We start from the raw sequence: 22,306 nt of genomic DNA, 5'->3' as shown, positions 1-22,306 counted from the left end.
GAACTAAGGTTCAAGCAACCCAAAACCAACATGGAAGCTTGAATAATGCGCCCTCTACTCGCCCTGACCGCCCTCATCGCTGCCAGCACTGTCTTAGTCGGCTGTAGCTCGCCCTACGTGATGACCACCAAAGACGGTACCGCCATCATGACCCAAGGCAAGCCCAAACTTGACGCCGATGCCGGTGTGTACAAATACGAAGACAGCGAAGGCCGCGAGGGCCAAGTGCGTGCCGAGCAAGTCAATCAAGTGATGCAGTGCGGCGACTAAGCTAACAGCACCAAGCCCCTTGCCGCCCCTGCCTAAATTTTGGCAGGGGCGCGCCTCGTTCAAGCACCCGCAGCGTTACTCGACCACATAGCCTGCCTCGGTCACCAAGGCTTTTAAGACGGCTTCACTGAGCATGCTCTCGACCTGCACCTCACCGGCATCCAGATCGACCTGCACTTTGGCTTCCGCATCTTGCGTCTGAATCGCCGCCTTAATGGCGCTGACACAATGGGCACAGGTCATCCCTTTCACACTGAACTGATGCATGTGGCCTCCCACCGCATTAACAAGTTACCTGCCTTCAAGCCTAGCTAATCTCGCATTCTTTGCGCAGCTTGATGCTTGACCTTGCCGCAAGGTTAAGGTTGAAGATAACCCAACAGTGCTTAAGGGGTATCACCATGCAAAGCCTACAACTGCCCATCAGCGGCATGACCTGCGCCAGTTGCGCCGCACGTGTAGAAAAAGCCCTGAGCACCGTCACGAATGTGCAGAGCGTGAGCGTCAATGCCGTGAGCGCGCAGGCGCAAATCACCCTCGACCAACCGGTGCCGCTCCACGCCTTGATCGACGCCGTGCACCGCAGTGGTTATCACGTGCCCAGCCAGCGAGTCCGCCTGAGCATTAGCCAGATGAGCTGCGCCAGTTGTGTGGCGCGGATTGAAAAGCAGCTGCTGAGCTTGCCCTATGTGATCAGCGCTGAGGTGAATCTGGCCAGCAATCAAGCCCACGTGCAGCTATTAGCCGATCAGCCGTTAGAACCGCTACTGCAAGCGCTGACCCGTGCCGGCTACCCTGCGCACGTGCTGGAGGACGTCAACACCGCAAGCCCGCAAGCCGACAACCACTGGCGCGAGAGCGGGTTGCTACTGGGCTGCGCCATCCTCACGCTGCCGTTGGTGCTGCCAATGTTCCTTGAGCTGGGCGGCGGACACTGGATGCTGCCGGCATGGCTGCAATGGTTACTCGCGACCCCTGTGCAGTTTATCGGCGGTTGGCGCTTCTACCGCGCGGCGTGGGGAGCGTTGAAAGCCCGTAGCGGCAACATGGACTTGCTCGTGGCGCTGGGCACCTCGGCGGCATACGGTTTATCGCTGTACCACTGGGCCAGCAGCGATGGCATGCCGCTGTTGTATTTTGAGGCCAGTAGCGTCGTAATCACCCTCGTGCTGCTCGGAAAATTTTTCGAAGCCCGCGCCAAACACAGCACCCGCGCGGCCATTTTGGCCCTACAAGCTTTACGCCCTGATCATGCCGAGCGGCTGAATGCCGACGGGCACAGCGAGCGCATCGCCTTAAGTGCGGTGCAACTGGGCGACACTTTACTGATCAAGCCTGGCGCCAGCGTGCCGGTCGACGGCCGCATCGTGCAGGGCAGCAGCCATATTAATGAAGCCATGCTCACCGGCGAGCCCTTACCGATAGCGCGCAAGCCAGGCGATCCATTGAGCGCCGGCAGTATCAACGGTGAAGGCTTGCTGCACCTCTCAGTGACCGCTTTGGGCGGCGATACCTTATTAGCGCGCATCATCCAGATGGTCGAACAGGCACAAGCGGCCAAGGCGCCGGTGCAAAAGCTGGTCGACAAAATCAGTGCGGTGTTTGTGCCTGCGGTCTTAGTGCTTGCGCTGATCACCTTAGGCGGCTGGTTAATCGCCGGCGCCAGCCTTGAAGTCGCCCTGATCAATGCCGTCAGCGTGCTGGTGATCGCCTGCCCTTGTGCCTTGGGGCTGGCCACACCGGCGGCGATCATGGTCGGCACCGGCAGTGCCGCACGCCATGGCATCTTGATTCGCGATGCCAGCATTTTAGAAAGCGCCCAGCGTGTGGATTGTGTGGCCTTCGACAAGACCGGCACCCTGACGCAAGGTAAACCGCACCTTGTTAGCCTCAGCGCCTTAGCCACGAGCGAGCACGAAGCCCTGCAATTAGCCGCCAGCCTGCAGCAAGGCAGCGAACACCCGCTGGCTCAAGCGGTCTTGCAAGCTGCCCAAGCGCAAGCACTAACGCCCTTGCTTGGGCAAACCATTGAAGCCTTACCTGGGCGCGGCGTGCGTGGCCAAGTCAACGGACGAGATCTAGTGCTCGGCAATGCCCGCGTGCTACCGGCCGCCATCGCCAACAACCCAGAGCTGCAAGCGCTGGCCGAGACTGCGCAAGCCCAGGGGCATACCTTGGCGTGGCTGGTCGATCTTGGCGCCGAGCAAGCTTTAGCCCTGCTGCGCTTTGGCGACCAGCGCAAAGCCGGCGCACAACCGGCGCTGCAACACTTGCAGGCACAAGGTATCGAGCAAGTGCTGATCAGCGGCGACAACCCAGGCAGCGTGGCCGCGCTCAGTGCGGCGCTGGGCATTAGCCACTGGCATGCCAATGTGTTGCCTGCGGAAAAAGCCACCCTGATCCAGCAACTGCGTGAGCAAGGCCACCATGTCGCCATGGTCGGTGACGGCATCAACGATGCCCCTGCGCTGGCCACCGCCGACGTTAGCATTGCCATGGGCGATGGCAGCGACGTGGCCATGCAAACCGCCGGCATCACCCTGATGCGCAACGACCCGCAACTGGTGCCCGCAGCCTTGGATATCGCACGGCGCACCTATCGCAAAATCCAACAAAACCTGTTTTGGGCGTTTATCTACAACCTGATCGGCTTACCACTGGCCGCCTTCGGCATGCTCAACCCCATGCTGGCCGGTGCCGCAATGGCGGCGAGCAGCTTGTGTGTGGTCGGCAACGCCCTGCTGCTAAAGCGCTGGCAGCCACACTTAGAGGAGCAAAGCGTATGAACATTGGCCAAGCCGCCGCGCAGTCGGGCCTGTCGCGCAAAATGATTCGTTACTATGAAAACTACGGCCTGCTGCCTGCCGCCCTACGCAGCGATAACGGCTATCGCCACTACAACGATAACGACCTGCGCCGTTTGCGCTTTATCCATCGCGCGCGCGAATTAGGCTTTAGCTTGGAAGAAGTCGCCCGCTTGCTCGCCCTGTGGCAAGACAAAGACCGCGCCAGCGCCGAAGTAAAAAAACTTGCCCAAGCGCATATCGGCGAACTGGAGCGGCGCATTGCCGAGCTGCAGCAGCTCAAAAGCAGCCTGCAAGAACTGACCCGCTGCTGCCACGGCGACGAGCGCCCCGACTGCCCGATTTTGGACGCCTTAGCTGAAACACCGTGATTGCAGCGCCGCGCTGACTACAGCAAGCTAGACTGCAATTCGAACCCTGCAGCAATAACAATGAGAACGCAGCTTTGAAGCTTCCACACTTAGATTGGGTCAACCAAGACTCGCCGTATCTGCGCCAACATAAAGAAGGCTTCCGTCTACTGCGCTTCTACAGCGACATGGAGCAAGCCTTTAACAGCTACCACACCGAAGCTTACCTGTACCGGGTACGCTGGGCGTTGTTGGTCGCCATGATGTTAATGCTGCTGTTCTCATTGCTCGACGCCCTCACCCTACCCAGCGGCGTACGCGAGCAAGTGCTGACCTTGCGCTTGGGGCTCATCCTACCCACGCTGTTTTTGACCTGGTGGAGCACCCACCACCAAGTGTGGCTGGAGAAACTGCAGCTGATCGGTGGTTTCTCCGCCATCTGCGCCGGCCTCGGCGTGGTGGGCATTATTGGCGTAGCCCGCGCCGGTAACGTGCCCTTGCCCTATGAGGGGCTGATTCTGGTGGTGGTGTTTTTCTACTTCCTGACCGGCCTGCGCTTTGTTGCCGCGTCCGTGTGCGGCTGGCTGACGTTTCTGGCCTACCTCACCATGGAACTCATTCACGGCTTGCCGCCAGAAGTGCTGATCTACAACTGCTTCTTTCTAGCCACGGCCAACGTGATTGGCTCAGTGGGCTGCTATTTCTTGGAGTACGCCGCGCGAGAAAACTTTCTCGCACAAGGCCTTCTGCAAGATCTGGCGGAAAAAGACGGTCTGACCGGCATTCTTAACCGCCGCGCCTACCACGAGCACACCGAGCGCAGTTGGCGCCAAGCCAGCCGCGAGCAAGTCCCGGTTGCGGTGATGATGATCGATGTGGATTTCTTCAAACGCTACAACGACAACTATGGCCACGGCGCCGGCGACGAAGCGTTAAAGAAAGTGGCCGAAGTGTTGGCCGAGCACGCCAAAAGACCGCTGGATGTGGTGGCTCGCTATGGCGGCGAGGAGTTTATTGGCCTGTGGTACAACGTCAGCGAGACGTCGATTAATGAAATCGCCGAAGACATTCGCCGCGGCGTTGAGCAACTGCACATCGCCCACCAATACTCCGATGCCAGCAAAGTCGTGACTATCAGTATTGGTATTGCTTACCTAACGCCAAGACCTCACATCCCCAACGAAGAAGCCCAGCGACTGGCCGATGTGGCCTTGTATTTAGCCAAAGAAAACGGCCGTAATCAGGCCGTTCTCAAACGTCATGGCTATTAGCGCACAGGCGCCGAGATAGTCGGCGCTTGTCTTTCACTGGCTAGCCTAACTAGCTCTGCCCTTGGCTGATCAACGCATCCACCTGTCCGAGCACGTCCAGCAAGGGGCGCGTTTGGCTTAACCGCTCGCGCCACACCACTTCGCCCATCGCACGAATGGACGATTTGCCGCTGAACAAACGGCCTTCCTCCACCAGTATGTGCATGCGCGGCAGAAACAACCACTGCAACCACTGCTCAAAGCTCAAGGTATCTAGGCAAAAAGGCTCCGTGCTGGCCAGCGCTTGCGCCGTGGGCGCGCTATCGCTCCACATATGTAGCGCACGTAGCTCTTTTTCCAACAACAACAAGGCATCCGCCATCGCTAAGACGCGCTTATCCATGCTCATCACAGCGGTACACGCACATTTTGCCGAGCCGCAGCCGCACCGGCAGCATCGCCTTGACGCTCACGCGCTTGGGCGATCAGGTTCCACAACTCTGCCTGTAACGTAGGGCGGCCTTGCGCGTAACTCAAGCCTTGGCGCGCAAACTGTTCGGCTTGCGCCGCATCACCTTGCGCCAAGCGCACGCGGCCTAAGTGATACAAGACTTGCGGCTCACGCGGGGCAATGCGCTGCGCGCGCTCTAGGCTGGCGGCAGCGCCGTTGAGGTCGCCACTGCCCTCTTGCTGCTTCGCGGTGGTCAAGAGCGCCAACACTGGGCCGGCTAATTGCTCATCCCCCGCGAGCGTGGTGTTGAGCGGCTGGCTGCTGATCGGCGCAGGAGCGGCAGCCGGAGCCGGCGGCACCCAACCACCGGTATCAGCCGCCGGCGGGGGCACGAAGCCTGAGCCACCGGCGGGCGACACTTGTATCGGCTGACTGCTTACCGGCGCATCCGGCACCATCACCACGACACCGTTATCTTGCGGCACACTCGGTGCAGACGGCTGCGCCGAAGCAGCGGTGCCCTCACCGACACGCTGCCCAGCATCGACCACCGGCACAGCGCCACGTTGGTTATTGGCACAACCGGCCAGCAGTAACGACAAAGCCAGCGTTGAAAGCAGTTTGTTATTCACCCAATCCTCTCGTGTCTGCCGAGCAGACGGTTATTCCAGCCAGCCCCGCACCCAGTCCATCACTTGATCAACCGGGGCCTCGGGCGTGCAGCGCGTGCCTTGAACAGGCTCGCTGCCGCGAATATAGGGCATTTGCACCGCATCAGGGCAATTAGCGTCGGTTCCTAAGCCTGAGCGCGCATCCACCCAGGTTGTCACAATATTGCTGGGCGCCGGTGCCGCTAGCGAGCTGGGGCCGGCCTTGCTCATAAAGCGCGCCCACAGCTGCAAGGCACCACTGGCACCGGTCAGACCGGTTTTACCGTTATCGTCACGGCCCATCCAAACCACCGCAAGGGTGTCTTGGCCAAAGCCTGCAAACCAGCTATCACGCGCATCATTGGTGGTACCGGTCTTGCCCGCCAGATTAATACTGGCCGGCACTTGCGCATAGGCTGAGCGACCAGTGCCTTCGCGCATGACTTTCTGCATCGCTTGTTGCAATAAGTAGATCGCCCCCGGATCAAAGCGCTGCTGCAGTTGGAAGGGGTAGCGCTTGAGCGGCTGCCCTTGCGCATCCAGCACGCTTCGAATGGCGCGCAGCGGCGTATTGAAACCGCCATTGGCGATAGTTTGGTACAGGGTGCCGACTTCCAAGGGCGTCATCGCCCCTGCGCCCAGCAGCATCGACGGATACGCCGGCCAATCAACCGACACGCCCAAGCGCTCAATAGTTTTCAGTACCTGCGGCACGCCAATATCTAGCCCCAAGCGCGCGGTGGATAAGTTGTACGAGTTGGCCAAGCCCTGAAACAAGAACAACTTGCCGTGCGGTTTGCCGTCATAGTTTTTCGGTCGCCAAACAGCGCCATCAGCCCCTTTGATCTCGAAGTTCTCGTCATCGATCAAGGTGGTTAAGGTGTATTGGCTCGGGCGTTCCAAGGCTGTGAGGTACACCGCAGGCTTGACCAACGAGCCAATCGGCCGTTTAGCATCCAGCGCGCGGTTAAAGCCAGCAAAGCGCGGCTTACGACTGCCGAGCAAAGCCTGAATCTCGCCGGTTTCGGGGTTGGCCACCACCATCGCCGTTTCAATCTGGTCGATGCCCGTACGGCCTTTAAAGCGCGCAAAGGTCTCAGTCAGCGCGCTTTCAGCCTTGCGCTGCATGACCGGGTCGAAGCTGGTGAAGATCCGTAAGCCTTCACCGGTTAAGTCTTCTTCGCGGTAGTCTTCGCGCAGCTGACGCTTCACCAAGTCCAGCAAAGCCGGGTAGGACGTATTGGCCAAGCTGCCCTGCGCGGTAATTCCCAGCGGCAACTGCTTGGCTTTCTCAATCACCTCGGGGGCGGCAAAGTTTTGCTCGGCGAGCAAATCCAGCACTAAGTTACGACGCGCCAAGGCACGTTCGGGGTAGCGCCGTGGGTTGTAATAGGAAGGGCCTTTGACCATGCCCACCAACAGCGCCACTTGGTGCAGCTTGAGTTCATTGACCGGCTGCGAGAAGAAATACTGGCTAGCCAAGCCAAAGCCATGAATCGCTCGCTGGCCGTCTTGCCCCAAGAACACTTCATTTAAGTAGGCTTCGAGAATTTCCTGCTTGCTGTAGTGCAGCTCCAGCAGCGGCGCCATGATCGCTTCACGCGCCTTACGCACCAAGCTGCGCTCGTTGGTCAGGTAAAAGTTCTTCACCAACTGTTGGGTTAGCGTGCTGCCACCTTGGCGCATTTCACCGGCGCTGAGATTCACCCACATGGCGCGGGCAATACCCTTGGGCGAAATACCAAAGTGGCTGTAAAACTCACGATCCTCAACCGCGATCAGCGCGTCGGGCAAAAACGCGGGCACATCCGCTAAGCGCACTAAGATACGGTCTTCGTTATGCGCAGGATAAATGCCGCCAATCAACATCGGCTCTAACCGCGCGACCGGCAAGGTGCTGCCACTGCGCGTCAGGCTGGCGACGTAATCACCGGCAAAGCCCACACGAATCCGCTGCGCGGGCTCGACACCTTCATAGAAGGTAAAGCCGCGACTGTGCAGCTCCACGGAGCCTGCGCCCACTGCCATCATGCCGGGGCTGTTGGTTGACTGGCCGCGACGATAGCCGAGGGCATCCAGCTCGGTCAGCAAGTCTTCGCGCTTAAGCTTTTGCCCCACAAATAACTCTAACGGGCGGGCGTAAACCTTGGCCGGAATGGTCCAGCGCTTGCCGGAGAATTTCTCCTGCACCACACCATCAAAATAAATAGCTACGCCAATCAGCAGCACCAAGCCGACCAGTGCCAGCTTGAGGCCAAAGCCGAATAAGCGCTGCCAGAGCGGCGTATGCGCCGGGCGTTTTTTCTTACGAGCAGAGGAAGGTCGAGTCATGGGGCGGCATTATACGGGCTTTAGCGTTGACGAATAGCTGCCACACTGAGGTTTGCAGCACAGCGCACAGCGTCCATAATGAGCGCCTTTGATTGCGACTACCGAAAAGGATTCCCCGTGAGCCAGGCCCTACTGCAAGCCCTGCAGAACCCCGCCCTTTACCCGCATCCGGTAGAGGCATTCACCCTGATCGAAACCCATATTTCGTGGGTACTGCTCACCGGCCCCTTCGCCTACAAGATTAAGAAGCCGGTTGATTTTGGCTTTCTAAACTTCACCGCACTCGCCGATCGCGAGCACTTCTGCCGTGAAGAACTGCGCCTGAATCAGCGCCTGACCCAGGACTTATACCTCGACGTACTGCCCATCACCGGCAGCAGCGACGCCCCTGAGCTAGGCGGCAACGGCGAAGCTTTTGAATTTGTGCTGAAAATGAAGCAGTTCCCGCAAGCGCAACTGCTTGACCGCCTGCTGGCCGCTGAGCAACTGACCAGCCAACACATCACCCAGCTAGCGGAACAGATTGCACGCTTCCACCTGAACACGCCCCACGTGCCGGCCGACCAGCCATTTGGCAGCCCCGACGTGGTGATGGAGCCGGTACGGCAAAACTTCGAGCAGGTGCGCGGCTTTCTAGAAGCCCCAGCGGACTTGCGCCAATTAGAGCAGCTGGCCGCTTGGGCCGAAGACAGCTTCACCCGCCTGCAACCTGTGTTGGCCGCGCGCAAAGCCAACGGTTTTGTTCGCGAATGTCACGGCGACATTCACCTCGCCAACGCGGCGGTGATCGACGGTCAAGTCGCCCTGTTTGATTGCATCGAGTTCAACCAGCCGTTTCGCTGCACCGACGTCATGGCCGACATCGCCTTCCTGATCATGGACCTGCAAGACCGCCAACAACACGCGGCCGCCAACAGTCTGCTCAGTCAGTATCTAGAAATCACCGGCGACTATGCGGGCCTTGCTGTGCTGCCCTTCTACACCGCCTACCGCGCGATGGTGCGAGCCAAGATTGCCTTGTTTGGCTTGGCGCACGCCGCCAATGACGCCGAACGCGCACAAGGCTTTGCCCGCTACCGCAGCTACGCCAATTTAGCCGAAAGCTACAGCGCGATTCCGTCACGTTTTGTCGCCATCACCCATGGCGTTTCTGGGGTAGGCAAAAGCACCGTCAGCCTGCAATTGGTCAGCGAATTGGGCGCCATCCGCGTGCGCTCTGATGTCGAGCGTAAACGCCTGCTGGGCGAACAGCCGGCCAGCCAGCAAGATGCTTTAGGGCAAGGCATTTATAGCGCACAAGCCAGCGAACAGACCTATCGCCACATTCATCAACTCGCCGAACAAATTCTGCAAGCCGGCTTCTCGCCGCTGTTGGATGCCACCTACCTCAAGCACGCGCAACGCCAAGCCGCTTGCGATCTTGCCGAAGAGCACGCCACACCCTTTCTGATTTTGGATTGCCAAGCGCCGGACGAACAAATCGCCCAATGGCTTGAAGAACGCCGCCAAGCGGGCGACGACCCTTCTGACGCCAGTCTCGAAGTGATGCGCGCGCAGCAAGCCAGTCGCGAGCCACTCAGCCAAGAAGAACAGCAGCATGCCAAGTTCATCAACACCCACGATAGCCACAGCGTTGCCTCGTTGATTGGGCGCATCCGCCAACGCTTCCCGAGCCTGTAACTACAACGCCGGCAACTAGCCAGCAAACTTCTATACTCATGGCAGTGCTCACCTTGGAGACTGCCATGCGCTCACCTCACCCACTCGATCACCCGCTCTATCGCCTGCTGCGCGAAGAGAAAATCAAAGACTTTAACCAACACCGCAAAAACCACCTACCCCTCGACCTGTCCGGCGGTGACTACCGTGGGGCCGACTTGCGCGGCATGGAAGTAGACGGCGTCAGCTTTGCCGACGGCTACTTTCGCGGTGCGGATTTGCGCGGCATCGACTTCCGTCGCAGCAATCTTGAGGGCGCAAGCCTTGCGCACGCACAAATCTCCGGCACTTACTTCCCCAAAGAGCTAAGCGCCGATGAGATTCTGATGTCGGTCAATCAAGGCACCCGCTTGCGTTATCGCTAAATAATGCCGAACGTTAGCGCCTTGTTTCAGGCCGAAGCTTGCGCTTACCAGCGCTATCGGCCTGACTACCCCGCCGAGCTTTTCGCTTGGCTCAGCCAGCAATGCGCCTCGCAGCAACGGGTTCTGGATATCGCTTGCGGCAGCGGACAAGCCAGCGAAGCGTGGCGTTCTCACTTCGATCAAGTGCTGGCCTGCGACCTTAATCTAGCCGGCCTCCAACGCAGCCCCGCACACAGCCCTGTGCTGTACGTGCAAAGCGCCGCCGAGCGCTTGCCAATCACCGACCACAGCCTCGATATGATCAGCGTCGCGCAAGCTTTGCATTGGTTTGCCACGCCCACGTTTTATAACGAAGCCCGTCGAGTACTGCAGCCACACGGTTTAATCAGCGCATGGAGTTACGGTTTTTTCTCCAGCGGCCTGCCCGCACTTGATCACGCGTTACAGCACTTTCACGACCACACTTTAGGGGCTTACTGGTCGGCGGGGCGCGAACACGTTATGCAAGGTTATCGGCATTTGCCTTTCCCCTTTACGCAACACCTAACCCCGACGTTTAACATCACGCGCCACTGGCTTGCAGAAGAACTGCTAGGCTATTTAAGTAGCTGGTCGGCCCTTGCGCAGTACCGCCAGCACCATGCAGATCCGCTGCCAGCCTTGGCCAACACGCTACACGACATTTGGCCCAGCTCTGGCGAGCGACTTTGCTTTACTTGGCCGCTGTGCGTATTGCTTGGCAGCCCAGCGTAGAACACCGACTGACAGGTACTGCCCATGCAAGATGAATTACTCGAGCTGAAAAACCTAGGCAAGACTTCGGTGCAGTGGCTGCACGCCAGTGGCATTCACAGCCCAGACGAGTTACGCAAGTTAGGCAGTATCGCCGCCTATCAGGCGGTTAAATCGCGTGGCTTTCGCGCCAGTAAAGTGCTGCTATATGCCATCGAGGGAGCCTTACTCAATGTGCCGTGGAACAACCTCTCCAACACACACAAAGAAGCGCTGTTAGCGCAGCTTGAAAACGGCTCCACCCATTAAGGCGCGACATAGGATCAACACAAAGCGTGGCCAAGTTCACACAACCGCTCACATACCAACACTTTGTTCGTTTACGCCGCTCACCGAGCAGCCTATTGTGGGACGGTTATTGCTTAACGCATCACGCTGTTATGAAAAGGAAGAGCATCTATGTATTTGCTTGGTGAGCAACCTGCTTACGTTGACCAACTGATCGCCCGCTTGCAGAGTCTGCCAGCACAGTTTCTGCAGGGCCTAGAATGCTCACTCCCCCCGATCAGAGTGGAGCGCACCAGCGATCTTGAGCCGGAATTACAGCCAGGCAATCTGTACCTGATCAAAGACGGGCTACTGCACGCTTTGATTGATGGGCGTCCACTTTTTTATCTGCAAGAAGGTGACTTGCTGGGCCTGCGTCAAGGGATCGATTTACCTCACTGGCAATACAGCAGTGATGAACCCTTAGAGCTGCAACCGTTTTGCCGTGCCGAGGTATTTCGGCATATTCATGCAGACGAACAACGCCAAGAAAACTTTACCCAATACCTGATCGGCCAAGCGGCCTTGTTGTCCGACGCACTAGCCCGCAACAAGCTACCGGACATTCGCCCCAACACTGGCTTCCAGTACTACGCCGCCGGTGAGGAACTCATTCACCAAGGCGATGATGCAGAGCATGTGTTTGTGATTATCGAGGGCCACGCCGAAGCCTTTGTGAACGACATGAAAGTCGGCGACGTGCACAAAGATGAAATCTTTGGCGCCATGGCCGTATTCACCCAAGAGAAGCGCAGCGCCACCGTCATCGCCAGTGAGCCGTGCACCGTGATGGTCATCCCCAAAGAACAATTCTTAGGCCTGATGAACAGCAACCCCCGCATTGCGCATAGCCTGATTGAGGGCATGGCCAGACGGATTGATTTGATGAACAAAGAAATCACTGCCCTGCGCCGCCAAGTCGGCGACAGCTAACTCAACTGTCTCTAAGCCAAGCCCGCCTAGTGCGGGCTAATGAGATGGTCACCCCCACACCCTGCGAGGGCTACGCTTTGGCAGGGTGTTTTGTTTCTGGAGGCGATCATCATGAACGACTTAGCATTGGTCGGTATCGACCTAGGTAAACACATCTTTCACGTGCACGGCCAAGATCGGGGCGGGCGTGAGTTATTCCACAAGAAATTGACCCGCACGCAGCTCGGCGCCTTCTTCGGCAATCTGCCCGCGTGCATTGTGGCGATGGAGGCCTGTGCCGGTGCGCACTTCATTGCTCGCCAGCTGATGAGCTTGGGCCACGAGTCCAAACTCATCTCAGCGCAATTCGTAAAGCCCTTCGTTAAAGGCAATAAAAACGACTTCATTGACGCTCAAGCCATCTGTGAAGCGGCTTCGCGGCCTTCCATGCGCTTTGTGACGCCAAAAACTGAAGCCCAACAAGCCCTCTCGGTTTTGCATCATATGCGTGAGTCGCTGATTCGCGACCGCACCAAAACCATCAACCAGGCACATGGCTTTTTGCTGGAGTTTGGTATCGCCTTGAGCAAGGGACCGGCCATCATGAAGCGCCTGCCAAGTCTGTTAAGCGAGCAAGCGCTGCCACCGCAGTTGAGTGGTTTACTGGAGCGCTTACAGCGGCATTTCGTGTACTTAGACGAGCAAATCAAAGCGCTGGATAAAGAGCTGGCCAGCGATTATCTGGGCCGTCGTTTGCTGGGCATTCCCTGTGTCGGGCCGATCACCGCCAGCCTGCTGGCTTGCGAAATGGGCGACGATAAGCAATTTGGCGGCAGCCGCGATTTCGCTGCATCAGCGGGGCTCGCGCCAAGGCAATACAGCACGGGCGGACGCGCGAACTTGCTGGGCATCAGCAAGCGTGGCGACAAGAATTTGCGACGACTGTTGGTGCAATGCGCGCGGGTCTATCTACAGACGTTGGATTACCAACGCGGAGCGCTGGCTGAGTGGGTGAGGTCCCTGCTGATCCGTCGGCACTCGAACGTCGTAGCCTGTGCGTTGGCCAACAAACTGGCCCGAATCGCATGGGCGCTTGCCGCCCATCACAGCGAATTTGCTACCGGGCCAAGCCGCTTACAGGCTTGACCCGGTGTTGTAGTACCACTAACCACCTTTCTGGTTTTGCGATAGCTGAACAACAGATGACATGAACGGCATACCGGCCTAACGAAAAACCTGAAATAAAAATCGGCTTTAAAAGCCGTCGGGCTTATTAGGATCGTTAGGCGCGACTCTCATCGTGGCGCGGGGCATGCCCCAAACAGACGCCGGATAGATTTAAGCAAGCCAACCATTTCATCCGTTAATCAGTATTGCAAAAGTGGGGGTGACCATAGATTTTTGTTGGCCTCACGAAAGTGCGAATAAACCCGTTGACATCTAAATGATAATTGTTATTATTTACACATCTGGTCCACGACCAGATTGGATAATCTGAAGGTCAGCAAGTTTTAGGCTCTCAGCTTATCTCCTCATCAGGCTAATCACGGTTTGGCCCGGCAATTTGCCGGGCCTTTTTTTGCCTAAAAAACGCCACCTGCAGAAACAACAAAGGCCCCCGAAGGAGCCTTTGTGTCACCACTAACGCAGCTTAAGCGCCCGATTGCTCGGCAGCGGCAACGTCTTTGATCGACAGCTTGATACGGCCGCGGTTGTCCACGTCCAGTACCAGTACCTTGACCATTTGACCTTCCTGCAGCACGTCGGTCACCTTCTCAACACGTTGATCGCTCAGCATTGAGATGTGCACCAAGCCGTCTTTACCCGGCAGAATGTTAACGAAAGCGCCGAAATCAACGATGCGCTCAACGCGACCTTCGTAGATTTTGCCGATTTCTGCTTCTGCGGTGATGGCCAGAACGCGTTGCTTAGCCGCTTCGGCAGCTTCTTTAGTTTCACCAAAGATTTTGATCGAGCCGTCATCTTCGATATCGATCGACGCCTTGGTTTCTTCACAGATACCACGGATTGTCGCGCCGCCCTTACCGATGACGTCACGGATCTTGTCCTGATCAATCTTCATCGCCACCATGGTTGGTGCGTTGTCAGACAGCTCAGTACGCGATTTAGCGATCACTTGGTTCATTTGGCCGAGGATATTCAGGCGCGCTTCTAGGGCTTGGCCCAGAGCGATTTCCATGATCTCTTCGGTGATACCTTGGATCTTGATATCCATCTGCAGCGCGGTCAGACCTTTGTCGGTACCGGCTACTTTGAAGTCCATATCGCCAAGGTGATCTTCGTCACCCAGGATGTCGGTCAGGACAGCAAACTTGTCGCCTTCCTTAACCAAGCCCATGGCGATACCGGCAACCGGGGCCTTCATCGGCACACCAGCGTCCATCAGAGCCAACGAAGCACCACAAACCGACGCCATGGAACTAGAGCCGTTCGACTCAGTGATTTCCGACACCACGCGAATGGTGTACGGGAATGCATCGTTGGAAGGCAGCATGGCCTGCACACTGCGGCGCGCCAAACGGCCGTGACCGATTTCACGACGACCTGCGCCACCCATACGACCACACTCGCCCACCGAGAACGGCGGGAAGTTGTAGTGCAGCATGAAGGGGTCTTTACGCTCGCCTTCTAAGGTATCCAGCAACTGTGCATCACGCGCAGTACCCAGGGTGGCAACAACCAGCGCCTGGGTTTCACCACGGGTGAACAATGCCGAACCGTGAGTCTTAGCCAAAACACCGACTTCGATATTCAGCGGACGGACAGTGCGCGTGTCGCGACCGTCGATACGCGGCTTACCGTTGACGATATTTTCGCGCACAGTGCGGTATTCCAACTCGCCAAACGCGTCTTTAACGTCGCCAGCTGAAGGCTTGCCTTCTTCTTCACCGGTCAATGCAGCAACGGCCGCATCACGCAACTCACCCAAACGCGCATAACGATCTTGTTTGATGGTGATGGTGTAGGCGTCAGAGATCTGCGCGCCAAACTCTGCCTTCAACTGCTCCAGCAGCGCGGTGTTGGCAACCGCTGGCTGCCAATCCCAACGCGGCTTACCCGCTTCAGCGGCGAAGCCTTTAACGGCTTCGATCACACTTTGGAATTCTTCGTGGGCGAACAGAACTGCACCCAACATTTGGTCTTCGGTCAGCTCTTGCGCTTCTGATTCAACCATCAGTACGGCGTCGCCAGTACCGGCAACCACCATGTCCAACAGCGAGGTTTTCTGCTGTTCGTAAGTGGGGTTCAACACGTAGCCGTTTTCGTGGCTGTAGCCCACGCGCGCAGCGCCGATAGGGCCATCGAACGGAATACCGGAAATTGCCAGCGCAGCCGAGGTGCCGATCATTGCAGCAACATCAGGATCGGTTTTCTTGCTGGTAGAAACGACCGTACAAACCACTTGTACTTCGTTCATGAAACCTTCGGGGAACAACGGGCGGATCGGGCGATCGATCAGGCGCGAGGTCAGCGTTTCTTTTTCCGAAGGACGGCCTTCGCGCTTGAAGAAACCGCCAGGAATTTTACCGGCTGCGTAGGTCTTCTCTTGGTAGTGCACCGACAGCGGGAAGAAGCCTTTGCTAGGATCGGCGGTTTTAGCACCAACCACAGTCACCAACACACTGACGTCGTCGTCAACGGTGACCAGCACAGCGCCGGAAGCTTGACGAGCCATACGGCCGGTCTCGAGGGTAACGGTCGATTGACCGAACTGGAACTTTTTGATCACCGGGTTCACGGTATGCATACCTTCTTTTTTGGTCCTTGGGGAAATAGGGGGCACGGCTCGGGTATCGACCCGAACCGTGTCCAATGCCATTAGCGGCGCAGGCCCAGACGGCCGATCAGCGAAGCGTAACGAGCAACGTCCTTAGCCTTCAGGTAGTCCAGCAGCTTACGACGCTGGTTTACCATGCGGATCAGACCACGACGTGAGTGGTGGTCCTTGGCGTTAGCCTTGAAGTGACCTTGCAGCTTGTTGATGTTGGCGGTCAGCAGGGCAACCTGCACTTCCGGAGAACCGGTATCGCCTTCAGCTTGCTTGTACTCGTTAACGATTTGCGCTTTATCTTCAACACTTAGTGCCATGATGGGCTCCTTACATAACAGGCCAGAGTTTTGCTCTGTGTTTTAAAAGAGGTATGACCGCGCCTGTTGACAGCCACCCTCGTATCACCCGCTTACTGCGAGCGAATCAGTCGACGCGGCGCTAAGCGCCCGTCGTCAGACATTTCACCGATGCCGATGAACTGCCCTTGATGATCATTGACCCGTACGCAACCGAAGGTCGGCGCACCAGGGGCACGCACTGGCTGGCCATGCAGCCAGTAGTACGCACTGTGCTCACTGAGCGTAATCAGCGGCCAATCTTGCAAGCCACTGTCGACCGGCAATAAAAAGGCGTCGAGGGCCTCATTACCACCGGCTTCATAGGCCGCTTCCAGCTGCTCTAAAGTCACCGTTTGCGCCAAACTGAACGGGCCAGCTTGGGTACGACGCAGTTCAGCCACGTGAGCACCGCAACCTAATGCAGCGCCAATATCTTCAGCCAACGTGCGCACATAGGTGCCTTTACTGCAGGCCACATGCAAGCTCGCGCGCGAGCCTTCATAACCCTGCAAACGCAGCTGGTGAATAGTAACAGAACGCGGCGCACGCTCCACCACTTCGCCGGCGCGGGCCAGCTTATACAGCGGCTGCCCGTCCTTCTTCAGCGCCGAGTACATGGGCGGCACTTGCTGAATGGGGCCGGTAAAGCGCGGCAATACAGCCTCTAACTCGGCAGCGCCGGTGGTAACATCCTGACGGCTGAGCACTTCACCTTCGGCATCCGCCGTGGTGGTGGTCACGCCCAGCTGTATAACGGTGTCGTAGGCTTTATCGGCATCGAGCAAAAACTGCGAGAACTTGGTCGCCTCACCAAAACACAGCGGCAGTACGCCGGTGGCTAAAGGGTCCAAGCTGCCGGTGTGCCCTGCTTTTTCTGCATTGAGTAACCAGCGGACTTTCTGCAATGCCGCGTTGGAAGACATGCCGCGCGGCTTATCAAAAATCAAGACACCGTTCACCGGACGGCGAATGCGTTTCTTCTGCTGCGTCACGCCTTGTCCTCATCACTATCGTGTTGGCGGTCCTCGCTGACAGCGCGTTCAATCAGCGCAGACAGATGCGCACCGCGGGCAATACTTTCGTCATAACGGAAATTCAGTTGCGGCACATGGCGCAGCTTCATCACACGCCCCAGTTGCGTGCGCAGAAAGCCCGCTGCGCCCTTGAGCACGGTGAGGATTTCTTGCATCTGCTCTGGCGTTTCTGACGCCATTGCCGTGACGTAGACTTGCGCGTAAGCCAAGTCTCGACTGACTTCCACCGCGCTCACGGTCACCAAGCTAACGCGAGGATCTTTCATTTCGCGACTGATCAGCACGGCCAGCTCACGCTGCATCTGATCCCCAACACGCTGGGTGCGACTATATTCTTTGGCCATACCACTCACTACTCGTTAAAACGCCAAAAGCCGGGGGTGCCGAGCGGGCCATTCTGACCTACCCGACGCCCCCAGCTTTCGCTTGGCGAAGACTTACAGACTACGCGCGACAGCGACTTTCTCGAACACTTCGATTTTGTCGCCGACTTTCACGTCGTTGTAGCTCTTCACCGCGATACCACATTCCATGCCGGAGCGAACTTCGGCCACGTCGTCTTTAAAGCGACGCAGCGATTCAAGCTCACCCTCAAACACCACCACGTCATCGCGCAATACGCGAATCGGACGGTTACGGTGCACATGACCTTCGATAACCATACAGCCAGCAACCGCGCCAAACTTGGGCGAGCGGAACACGTCGCGAACTTCGGCGATGCCCAGAATCTGCTCGCGCAGATCGCTGCCCAACATACCGGTCAGGGCTTTCTTCACGTCTTCGATGATGTCGTAGATCACGTTGTAGTAACGCATATCCAGACCTTCACTCTCGACGATCTTGCGCGCACCGGCGTCGGCACGCACGTTGAAGCCAAACACCACGGCGTTAGAAGCCAAGGCCAAGTTAGCGTCGCTCTCGGTGATACCACCGACACCGCCACCAATCACCTTCACTTGAACTTCATCGTTACCGAGGTCAGACAACGCACCTTGCAAGGCTTCCAAAGAACCACGCACATCGGATTTCAAGACGATGTTGAGGGTCTTCTTCTCTTCCTGGCCCATGTTGCTGAACATGTTTTCCAGCTTGGCTGAATGCTGACGCGCCAGCTTCACTTCGCGGAACTTACCCTGACGGAACAAGGCGATTTCACGCGCTTTACGCTCGTCAGTAACCACGGAGATTTCATCACCGGCATCAGGCGTGCCATCAAGACCGAGAATCTCTACCGGAATCGACGGGCCAGCTTCTTTAATTGGCTGACCATTTTCATCGTTCATGGCACGTACGCGACCGTAGTTCACGCCCGCCAGTACGATGTCGCCTTGGCGCAGAGTACCGTTTTGCACCAACACAGTGGCCACAGGACCACGGCCTTTGTCCAAGCGCGACTCAACCACCAAACCACGACCTGGCGCATCGGAAGAGGCGTTCAGCTCCAGCACTTCGGCTTGCAGCAACACCGCTTCTAGCAGTTCATCAATACCTTCACCGGTTTTCGCCGACACATGCATGAACATGGTGTCGCCGCCCCACGCTTCAGGGATTACATCCAGCGCGGCCAAATCGTTTTTAATGCGATCTGGGTCGGCGCCTTCTTTATCGATCTTGTTGACCGCCACCACCAGAGGTACGCCGGCGGCACGGGCATGCTGCACCGCTTCTTGGGTTTGCGGCATCACGCCGTCGTCAGCCGCTACAACCAGAATCACGATATCGGTTGCCTTGGCACCACGAGCACGCATAGCGGTAAACGCCGCGTGGCCTGGGGTATCGAGGAAGGTGATCATGCCGCGATCAGTTTCTACGTGGTAGGCACCGATGTGCTGAGTAATACCACCGGCTTCGCCAGCGGCTACTTTAGCGCGACGAATGAAGTCCAGCAGCGAGGTCTTACCGTGGTCAACGTGACCCATGACGGTCACAACGGGCGCGCGGTTAGTCTTCTCACCTTCAAACTTCAGCGACTCGGCCAGCTGATCTTCCAGTGCATTCTCGTTGACCAGTTTGACCTTGTGGCCAAACTCTTCCGCGATGATCTGGGCAGTTTCCTGATCCAGCACCTGGTTGATCGTCACCATGTTGCCTTGCTTGAACATGTACTTGATGACTTCGGCAGCCTTCATCGACATTTGCGAGGCCAACTCAGCCACGGTGATGGTTTCACCCAAACTAACTTCGCGAACCAATGGACCTGTTGAAGCCTGGAAGCCATGCTGATTGCGCTTCTTCGACTTACCACCACGACGGCCGCCACGACGCCCAGCGCCATCGACGTCATCGCCTGAACGAATACGTGCAGGGCCTTTAGGTTGCGGGCGGTGTTGGCCTGGCTTGCGATCACGGCGATCATCTTCATCGCGACGCGGAGCAACACGCTCAACCTTGGCGACAAACTCACGCGCAGGCTCAGCCTTCTTGGTGTCACGTGCTGGTGCAGCAGCCTGTACTTGTTCTTTCAGTACGGTCTCTTGAACCTTGGCTTTAGCTTCTTCGTCTGCTTTGCGTTTAGCTTCTTCTTCAACTTTACGCTTAGCTTCTTCGTCCGCACGGCGACGCGCTTCTTCTTCGGCATTCAGGCGCGCAGACTCTTCTGCCAAACGCTGACCTTCTTGCTCTTTCGCGCGTTCCACTTCCAACTCTTCAGGCGAACGCTTAACGTAGGTGCGCTTTTTACGCACTTCTACGCTAACGGTTTTACTGCCTGCCACTTTGATCGTGGTGGTGGTTTTGCGCTGCAAGGTGATCTTGCGCGGCTCTTCAAGCTTTTCACCGTGGCTACTTTTTAGGTGCGCCAACAGGGTTTGCTTCTCTTCATCGGTCACTGCTGCCTCAGCACTTTTCTGCTTAAGGCCAGCTTCCTGCATTTGTTGCAGTAAGCGGTCGACCGGGGTACCGACCGTTTCGGCCAGTTGTTTAACCGTGACTTGTGTCATGCACTTCTCTCCTCAAGCCGCCGGACGACTCACTCAAACCAATGGGCGCGGGCGGCCATGATCAATTTGCCCGCCTGCTCTTCATTCATGTCTTCGATGCCTAAAAGATCATCGATAGACTGCTCAGCTAGGTCTTCACGGCAAATCACGCCACGCGCCGCTAACGCGACGGCCAGTTCACTGTTCATGCCGTCGAGGCTCAGCAGGTCTTCCGCCGGATGGGCATCAACCAACTGTTCTTCGGTGGCAATCGCGCGAGTCAATAGACGGTCTTTGGCACGAGCACGTAGCTCGTTGACGATGTCTTCATCAAAACCGTCAATTTCCAGCATTTCTTCCATGGGTACGTAGGCGATTTCTTCAAGGCTGGTAAAGCCTTCGTCGACCAAAATACCGGCCAACTCTTCGTCCACACCCAACTCGGCTACAAACTTACCTAACAGATCGCTAGTTTCAGCTTGTTGACGAGCATTAACTTCGTCGATGGTCATCACGTTCAGCGTCCAGCCGGTCAATTGGCTGGCCAACCGTACGTTCTGGCCGCTGCGACCAATGGCTTGCGCCAAATTGTCTTCAGCAACCGCGACATCCATCGTGTGTGTATCTTCGTCGACGATAATCGACGCGACTTCAGCCGGCGCCATCGCATTGATCACGAACTGTGCGGGGTTTTCGTCCCACAGCACGATGTCAACACGCTCACCCGCCAACTCGCCCGACACCGCCTGCACACGCGAACCACGCATACCGATGCACGCACCTTGCGGATCGATACGCTTATCTTTGGCGCGTACGGCAATCTTGGCGCGCGAACCTGGGTCGCGAGCCGCGCCCATGATGTCGATCAGGCCTTCGGAGATCTCCGGCACTTCGATGGTGAACAGCTCGATCAACATCTCCGGCGCGGTGCGCGACAGGATCAACTGCGGGCCGCGATTTTCAGTGCGAATTTCCTTAAGCAAGGCACGCATGCGGCTGCCAACACGGAAAATCTCACGCGGAATAAGGTGCTCACGACCAAGCAAAGCTTCAGCGTTGTTACCTAAGTCAATGATGACGCTATCGCGGCCGGTTTTCTTGACCGTACCGGCGATGATTTCACCGACTTTATCGCGGTAAGCATCTACCACTTGCGCGCGCTCAGCTTCACGTACTTTCTGCACGATGACTTGCTTAGCCACCTGCGCAGCAATACGGCCAAACTCAATCGACTCAATCTTTTCTTCGTAGATGTCGCCAATCTTCAGCGCGGTATCTTTCTCATGCGCCTCATCTAAGGTCAGCTGAGAAGCCAGCAGCTCGAGATCTTCATCAGCCACAACTTCCCAACGGCGGAAGCTTTCATAGCTGCCGTTAACCTTGTTGATGGCTACGCGAATATCGACTTCAACGTCGTAGCGTTTTTTCGTGGCGGTGGCCAAAGCCACTTCTAGCGCTTCAAAAATCAGCGCCGCTGGCACGCCTTTCTCGTTGGAGACTGACTCCACAACCAACAGAATTTCTTTACTCATCGTATGCCTCGCTAACGCAATCCTTGGGTCTTGCGAATCTCGCAGCCATCAATCAAAACGGGGAATAACTTGTGCTTTATCGATACTATCGATCGGCAGCAGAAACTCGTGGTCATCCACTTGCACCACGACATCCTGCTCTTCAATGCCTTTCAGCAAACCTTGGAAATTACGGCGCCCTTCAAAAGGCACGCGCAATTTGATCTTCACGCTGCTACCGGCCCAATCGGCAAACTGCTTCAGGGTAAATAGCGGTCTATCCATGCCCGGCGATGACACCTCTAAGGTGTAATCGTTGGTGATCGGGTCTTCGACGTCCAACACGCCACTGACTTGGCGACTGACAGCCTCGCAGTCTTCGATACCCACGCCATTAGCGTGATCGATATACACGCGCAGCAAGCTGTGCTTGCCCTGTGAGAGAAATTCAATACCCCAGCATTCATAGCCAAGGCCCTCAACCACGGGCGCGAGCATCTCGTGCAACTGATCCAGTTTCGCCACAGATAACCTTTATGTTGTGCGCTGAA

At 57.1% G+C, this 22,306-nt stretch carries 21 protein-coding genes; 10 read left to right on the top strand and 11 right to left on the bottom strand.

Features of this window, described 5'->3' with window-relative positions:
* The first annotated feature begins 45 nt into the window (after nucleotides 1-45).
* Nucleotides 46-270 (top strand): YgdI/YgdR family lipoprotein, encoded by a 225-nt coding sequence (locus MKI83_RS15785; RefSeq protein WP_241588213.1) that lies wholly within the window; start codon nucleotides 46-48, stop codon nucleotides 268-270.
* 75 nt (nucleotides 271-345) lie between these two features.
* Here the strand turns inward: MKI83_RS15785 and MKI83_RS15780 are convergent, their stop codons facing one another.
* On the bottom strand, nucleotides 346-537 hold the full coding sequence (locus MKI83_RS15780; RefSeq protein ID WP_241588211.1) for a heavy-metal-associated domain-containing protein: 192 nt from the start codon (nucleotides 535-537) through the stop codon (nucleotides 346-348).
* 134 nt (nucleotides 538-671) lie between these two features.
* Between MKI83_RS15780 and MKI83_RS15775 the strand changes: the two genes are divergently transcribed.
* The 3 genes from MKI83_RS15775 (at nucleotide 672) to MKI83_RS15765 (ending at nucleotide 4,695) form a co-directional block, all read left to right on the top strand.
* Nucleotides 672-3,056: a heavy metal translocating P-type ATPase gene (locus tag MKI83_RS15775; RefSeq protein ID WP_241588209.1), complete on the top strand. Its 2,385-nt coding sequence runs from the start codon at nucleotides 672-674 to the stop codon at nucleotides 3,054-3,056.
* Nucleotides 3,053-3,445, top strand: a complete 393-nt coding sequence (cueR, locus tag MKI83_RS15770; RefSeq protein WP_241588207.1) for a Cu(I)-responsive transcriptional regulator — start codon at nucleotides 3,053-3,055, stop codon at nucleotides 3,443-3,445. Before MKI83_RS15775 ends, cueR begins: the two co-directional genes overlap by 4 nt.
* A 74-nt stretch (nucleotides 3,446-3,519) precedes the next feature.
* Complete coding sequence (locus tag MKI83_RS15765) at nucleotides 3,520-4,695, top strand: GGDEF domain-containing protein (RefSeq protein ID WP_241588205.1); 1,176 nt, start codon at nucleotides 3,520-3,522, stop codon at nucleotides 4,693-4,695.
* A gap of 49 nt (nucleotides 4,696-4,744) precedes the next feature.
* On the opposite strand, the gene MKI83_RS15760 is transcribed toward MKI83_RS15765, so the two are convergent.
* Genes MKI83_RS15760 through mrcB form a run of 3 tightly spaced genes read right to left on the bottom strand, consistent with a single transcriptional unit; the run spans nucleotide 4,745 to nucleotide 8,106 of the window.
* Nucleotides 4,745-5,077 (bottom strand): YqcC family protein, encoded by a 333-nt coding sequence (locus tag MKI83_RS15760; protein ID WP_241588203.1) that lies wholly within the window; start codon nucleotides 5,075-5,077, stop codon nucleotides 4,745-4,747.
* 5 nt (nucleotides 5,078-5,082) lie between these two features.
* Complete coding sequence (locus MKI83_RS15755; protein WP_241588201.1) at nucleotides 5,083-5,757, bottom strand: tetratricopeptide repeat protein; 675 nt, start codon at nucleotides 5,755-5,757, stop codon at nucleotides 5,083-5,085.
* 30 nt (nucleotides 5,758-5,787) lie between these two features.
* Nucleotides 5,788-8,106: a penicillin-binding protein 1B gene (mrcB, locus tag MKI83_RS15750; protein WP_241588199.1), complete on the bottom strand. Its 2,319-nt coding sequence runs from the start codon at nucleotides 8,104-8,106 to the stop codon at nucleotides 5,788-5,790.
* A gap of 117 nt (nucleotides 8,107-8,223) precedes the next feature.
* Between mrcB and MKI83_RS15745 the strand changes: the two genes are divergently transcribed.
* From MKI83_RS15745 to MKI83_RS15720, 6 genes are all read left to right on the top strand, one after another.
* Complete coding sequence (locus MKI83_RS15745; RefSeq protein WP_241588197.1) at nucleotides 8,224-9,786, top strand: bifunctional aminoglycoside phosphotransferase/ATP-binding protein; 1,563 nt, start codon at nucleotides 8,224-8,226, stop codon at nucleotides 9,784-9,786.
* A 65-nt stretch (nucleotides 9,787-9,851) separates the two neighbouring features.
* Nucleotides 9,852-10,190, top strand: coding sequence for a pentapeptide repeat-containing protein (locus MKI83_RS15740; RefSeq protein WP_241588195.1), 339 nt, complete (start codon nucleotides 9,852-9,854; stop codon nucleotides 10,188-10,190).
* Between the two features lie 3 nt (nucleotides 10,191-10,193).
* Nucleotides 10,194-10,943: a class I SAM-dependent methyltransferase gene (locus MKI83_RS15735; RefSeq protein WP_241588193.1), complete on the top strand. Its 750-nt coding sequence runs from the start codon at nucleotides 10,194-10,196 to the stop codon at nucleotides 10,941-10,943.
* Nucleotides 10,944-10,967: 24 nt separating this feature from the next.
* Nucleotides 10,968-11,231, top strand: coding sequence for a TfoX/Sxy family protein (locus MKI83_RS15730; protein WP_241588191.1), 264 nt, complete (start codon nucleotides 10,968-10,970; stop codon nucleotides 11,229-11,231).
* Nucleotides 11,232-11,381: 150 nt separating this feature from the next.
* On the top strand, nucleotides 11,382-12,182 hold the full coding sequence (locus MKI83_RS15725; protein WP_241588189.1) for a Crp/Fnr family transcriptional regulator: 801 nt from the start codon (nucleotides 11,382-11,384) through the stop codon (nucleotides 12,180-12,182).
* Nucleotides 12,183-12,293: 111 nt separating this feature from the next.
* Complete coding sequence (locus tag MKI83_RS15720) at nucleotides 12,294-13,307, top strand: IS110 family RNA-guided transposase (protein WP_241588187.1); 1,014 nt, start codon at nucleotides 12,294-12,296, stop codon at nucleotides 13,305-13,307.
* Nucleotides 13,308-13,812: 505 nt separating this feature from the next.
* Here MKI83_RS15720 and pnp read toward each other — a convergent pair.
* From pnp to rimP, 7 genes are all read right to left on the bottom strand, one after another.
* Entirely contained in the window at nucleotides 13,813-15,921 is a 2,109-nt protein-coding gene (pnp, locus tag MKI83_RS15715; RefSeq protein WP_241588236.1) for a polyribonucleotide nucleotidyltransferase, read from the bottom strand.
* 80 nt (nucleotides 15,922-16,001) lie between these two features.
* Nucleotides 16,002-16,271 carry a 30S ribosomal protein S15 gene (rpsO, locus tag MKI83_RS15710; protein WP_241588185.1) on the bottom strand — a complete coding sequence of 90 codons (270 nt, stop codon included), beginning with the start codon at nucleotides 16,269-16,271 and terminating at the stop codon, nucleotides 16,002-16,004.
* Between the two features lie 92 nt (nucleotides 16,272-16,363).
* Nucleotides 16,364-17,284 (bottom strand): tRNA pseudouridine(55) synthase TruB, encoded by a 921-nt coding sequence (truB, locus tag MKI83_RS15705; RefSeq protein ID WP_241588183.1) that lies wholly within the window; start codon nucleotides 17,282-17,284, stop codon nucleotides 16,364-16,366.
* Complete coding sequence (rbfA, locus tag MKI83_RS15700) at nucleotides 17,281-17,670, bottom strand: 30S ribosome-binding factor RbfA (RefSeq protein WP_241588180.1); 390 nt, start codon at nucleotides 17,668-17,670, stop codon at nucleotides 17,281-17,283. Before rbfA ends, truB begins: the two co-directional genes overlap by 4 nt.
* A 93-nt stretch (nucleotides 17,671-17,763) precedes the next feature.
* A complete protein-coding gene (infB, locus tag MKI83_RS15695; protein ID WP_241588178.1) occupies nucleotides 17,764-20,265 on the bottom strand; it encodes a translation initiation factor IF-2 in 2,502 nt (833 codons plus the stop codon).
* A gap of 29 nt (nucleotides 20,266-20,294) precedes the next feature.
* Entirely contained in the window at nucleotides 20,295-21,776 is a 1,482-nt protein-coding gene (nusA, locus tag MKI83_RS15690; protein ID WP_241588176.1) for a transcription termination factor NusA, read from the bottom strand.
* 48 nt (nucleotides 21,777-21,824) lie between these two features.
* On the bottom strand, nucleotides 21,825-22,280 hold the full coding sequence (gene rimP / locus MKI83_RS15685) for a ribosome maturation factor RimP (protein WP_370867413.1): 456 nt from the start codon (nucleotides 22,278-22,280) through the stop codon (nucleotides 21,825-21,827).
* Nucleotides 22,281-22,306: the final 26 nt, after the last annotated feature.

The sequence above is a fragment of the Atopomonas sediminilitoris genome (assembly GCF_022601735.1).
GTDB classification, from domain to species: Bacteria; Pseudomonadota; Gammaproteobacteria; order Pseudomonadales; family Pseudomonadaceae; genus Atopomonas; species Atopomonas sediminilitoris.
The sequence above is the reverse complement of the archived record's forward strand: the minus strand, read 5'-3'. Positions and strand labels throughout refer to the sequence as shown.

Bases quoted from the DNA above. Each gene is read 5' to 3' on its own strand.
- MKI83_RS15785 (WP_241588213.1), top strand. From the start codon at position 46: ATGCGCCCTCTACTCGCCCTGACCGCCCTCATCGCTGCCAGCACTGTC.
- MKI83_RS15780 (WP_241588211.1), bottom strand. From the start codon at position 537: ATGCATCAGTTCAGTGTGAAAGGGATGACCTGTGCCCATTGTGTCAGC.
- MKI83_RS15775 (WP_241588209.1), top strand. From the start codon at position 672: ATGCAAAGCCTACAACTGCCCATCAGCGGCATGACCTGCGCCAGTTGC.
- cueR (WP_241588207.1), top strand. From the start codon at position 3,053: ATGAACATTGGCCAAGCCGCCGCGCAGTCGGGCCTGTCGCGCAAAATG.
- MKI83_RS15760 (WP_241588203.1), bottom strand. From the start codon at position 5,077: ATGGATAAGCGCGTCTTAGCGATGGCGGATGCCTTGTTGTTGTTGGAA.
- mrcB (WP_241588199.1), bottom strand. From the start codon at position 8,106: ATGACTCGACCTTCCTCTGCTCGTAAGAAAAAACGCCCGGCGCATACG.
- MKI83_RS15740 (WP_241588195.1), top strand. From the start codon at position 9,852: ATGCGCTCACCTCACCCACTCGATCACCCGCTCTATCGCCTGCTGCGC.
- MKI83_RS15735 (WP_241588193.1), top strand. From the start codon at position 10,194: ATGCCGAACGTTAGCGCCTTGTTTCAGGCCGAAGCTTGCGCTTACCAG.
- MKI83_RS15730 (WP_241588191.1), top strand. From the start codon at position 10,968: ATGCAAGATGAATTACTCGAGCTGAAAAACCTAGGCAAGACTTCGGTG.
- MKI83_RS15725 (WP_241588189.1), top strand. From the start codon at position 11,382: ATGTATTTGCTTGGTGAGCAACCTGCTTACGTTGACCAACTGATCGCC.
- MKI83_RS15720 (WP_241588187.1), top strand. From the start codon at position 12,294: ATGAACGACTTAGCATTGGTCGGTATCGACCTAGGTAAACACATCTTT.
- rpsO (WP_241588185.1), bottom strand. From the start codon at position 16,271: ATGGCACTAAGTGTTGAAGATAAAGCGCAAATCGTTAACGAGTACAAG.
- rbfA (WP_241588180.1), bottom strand. From the start codon at position 17,670: ATGGCCAAAGAATATAGTCGCACCCAGCGTGTTGGGGATCAGATGCAG.
- infB (WP_241588178.1), bottom strand. From the start codon at position 20,265: ATGACACAAGTCACGGTTAAACAACTGGCCGAAACGGTCGGTACCCCG.
- nusA (WP_241588176.1), bottom strand. From the start codon at position 21,776: ATGAGTAAAGAAATTCTGTTGGTTGTGGAGTCAGTCTCCAACGAGAAA.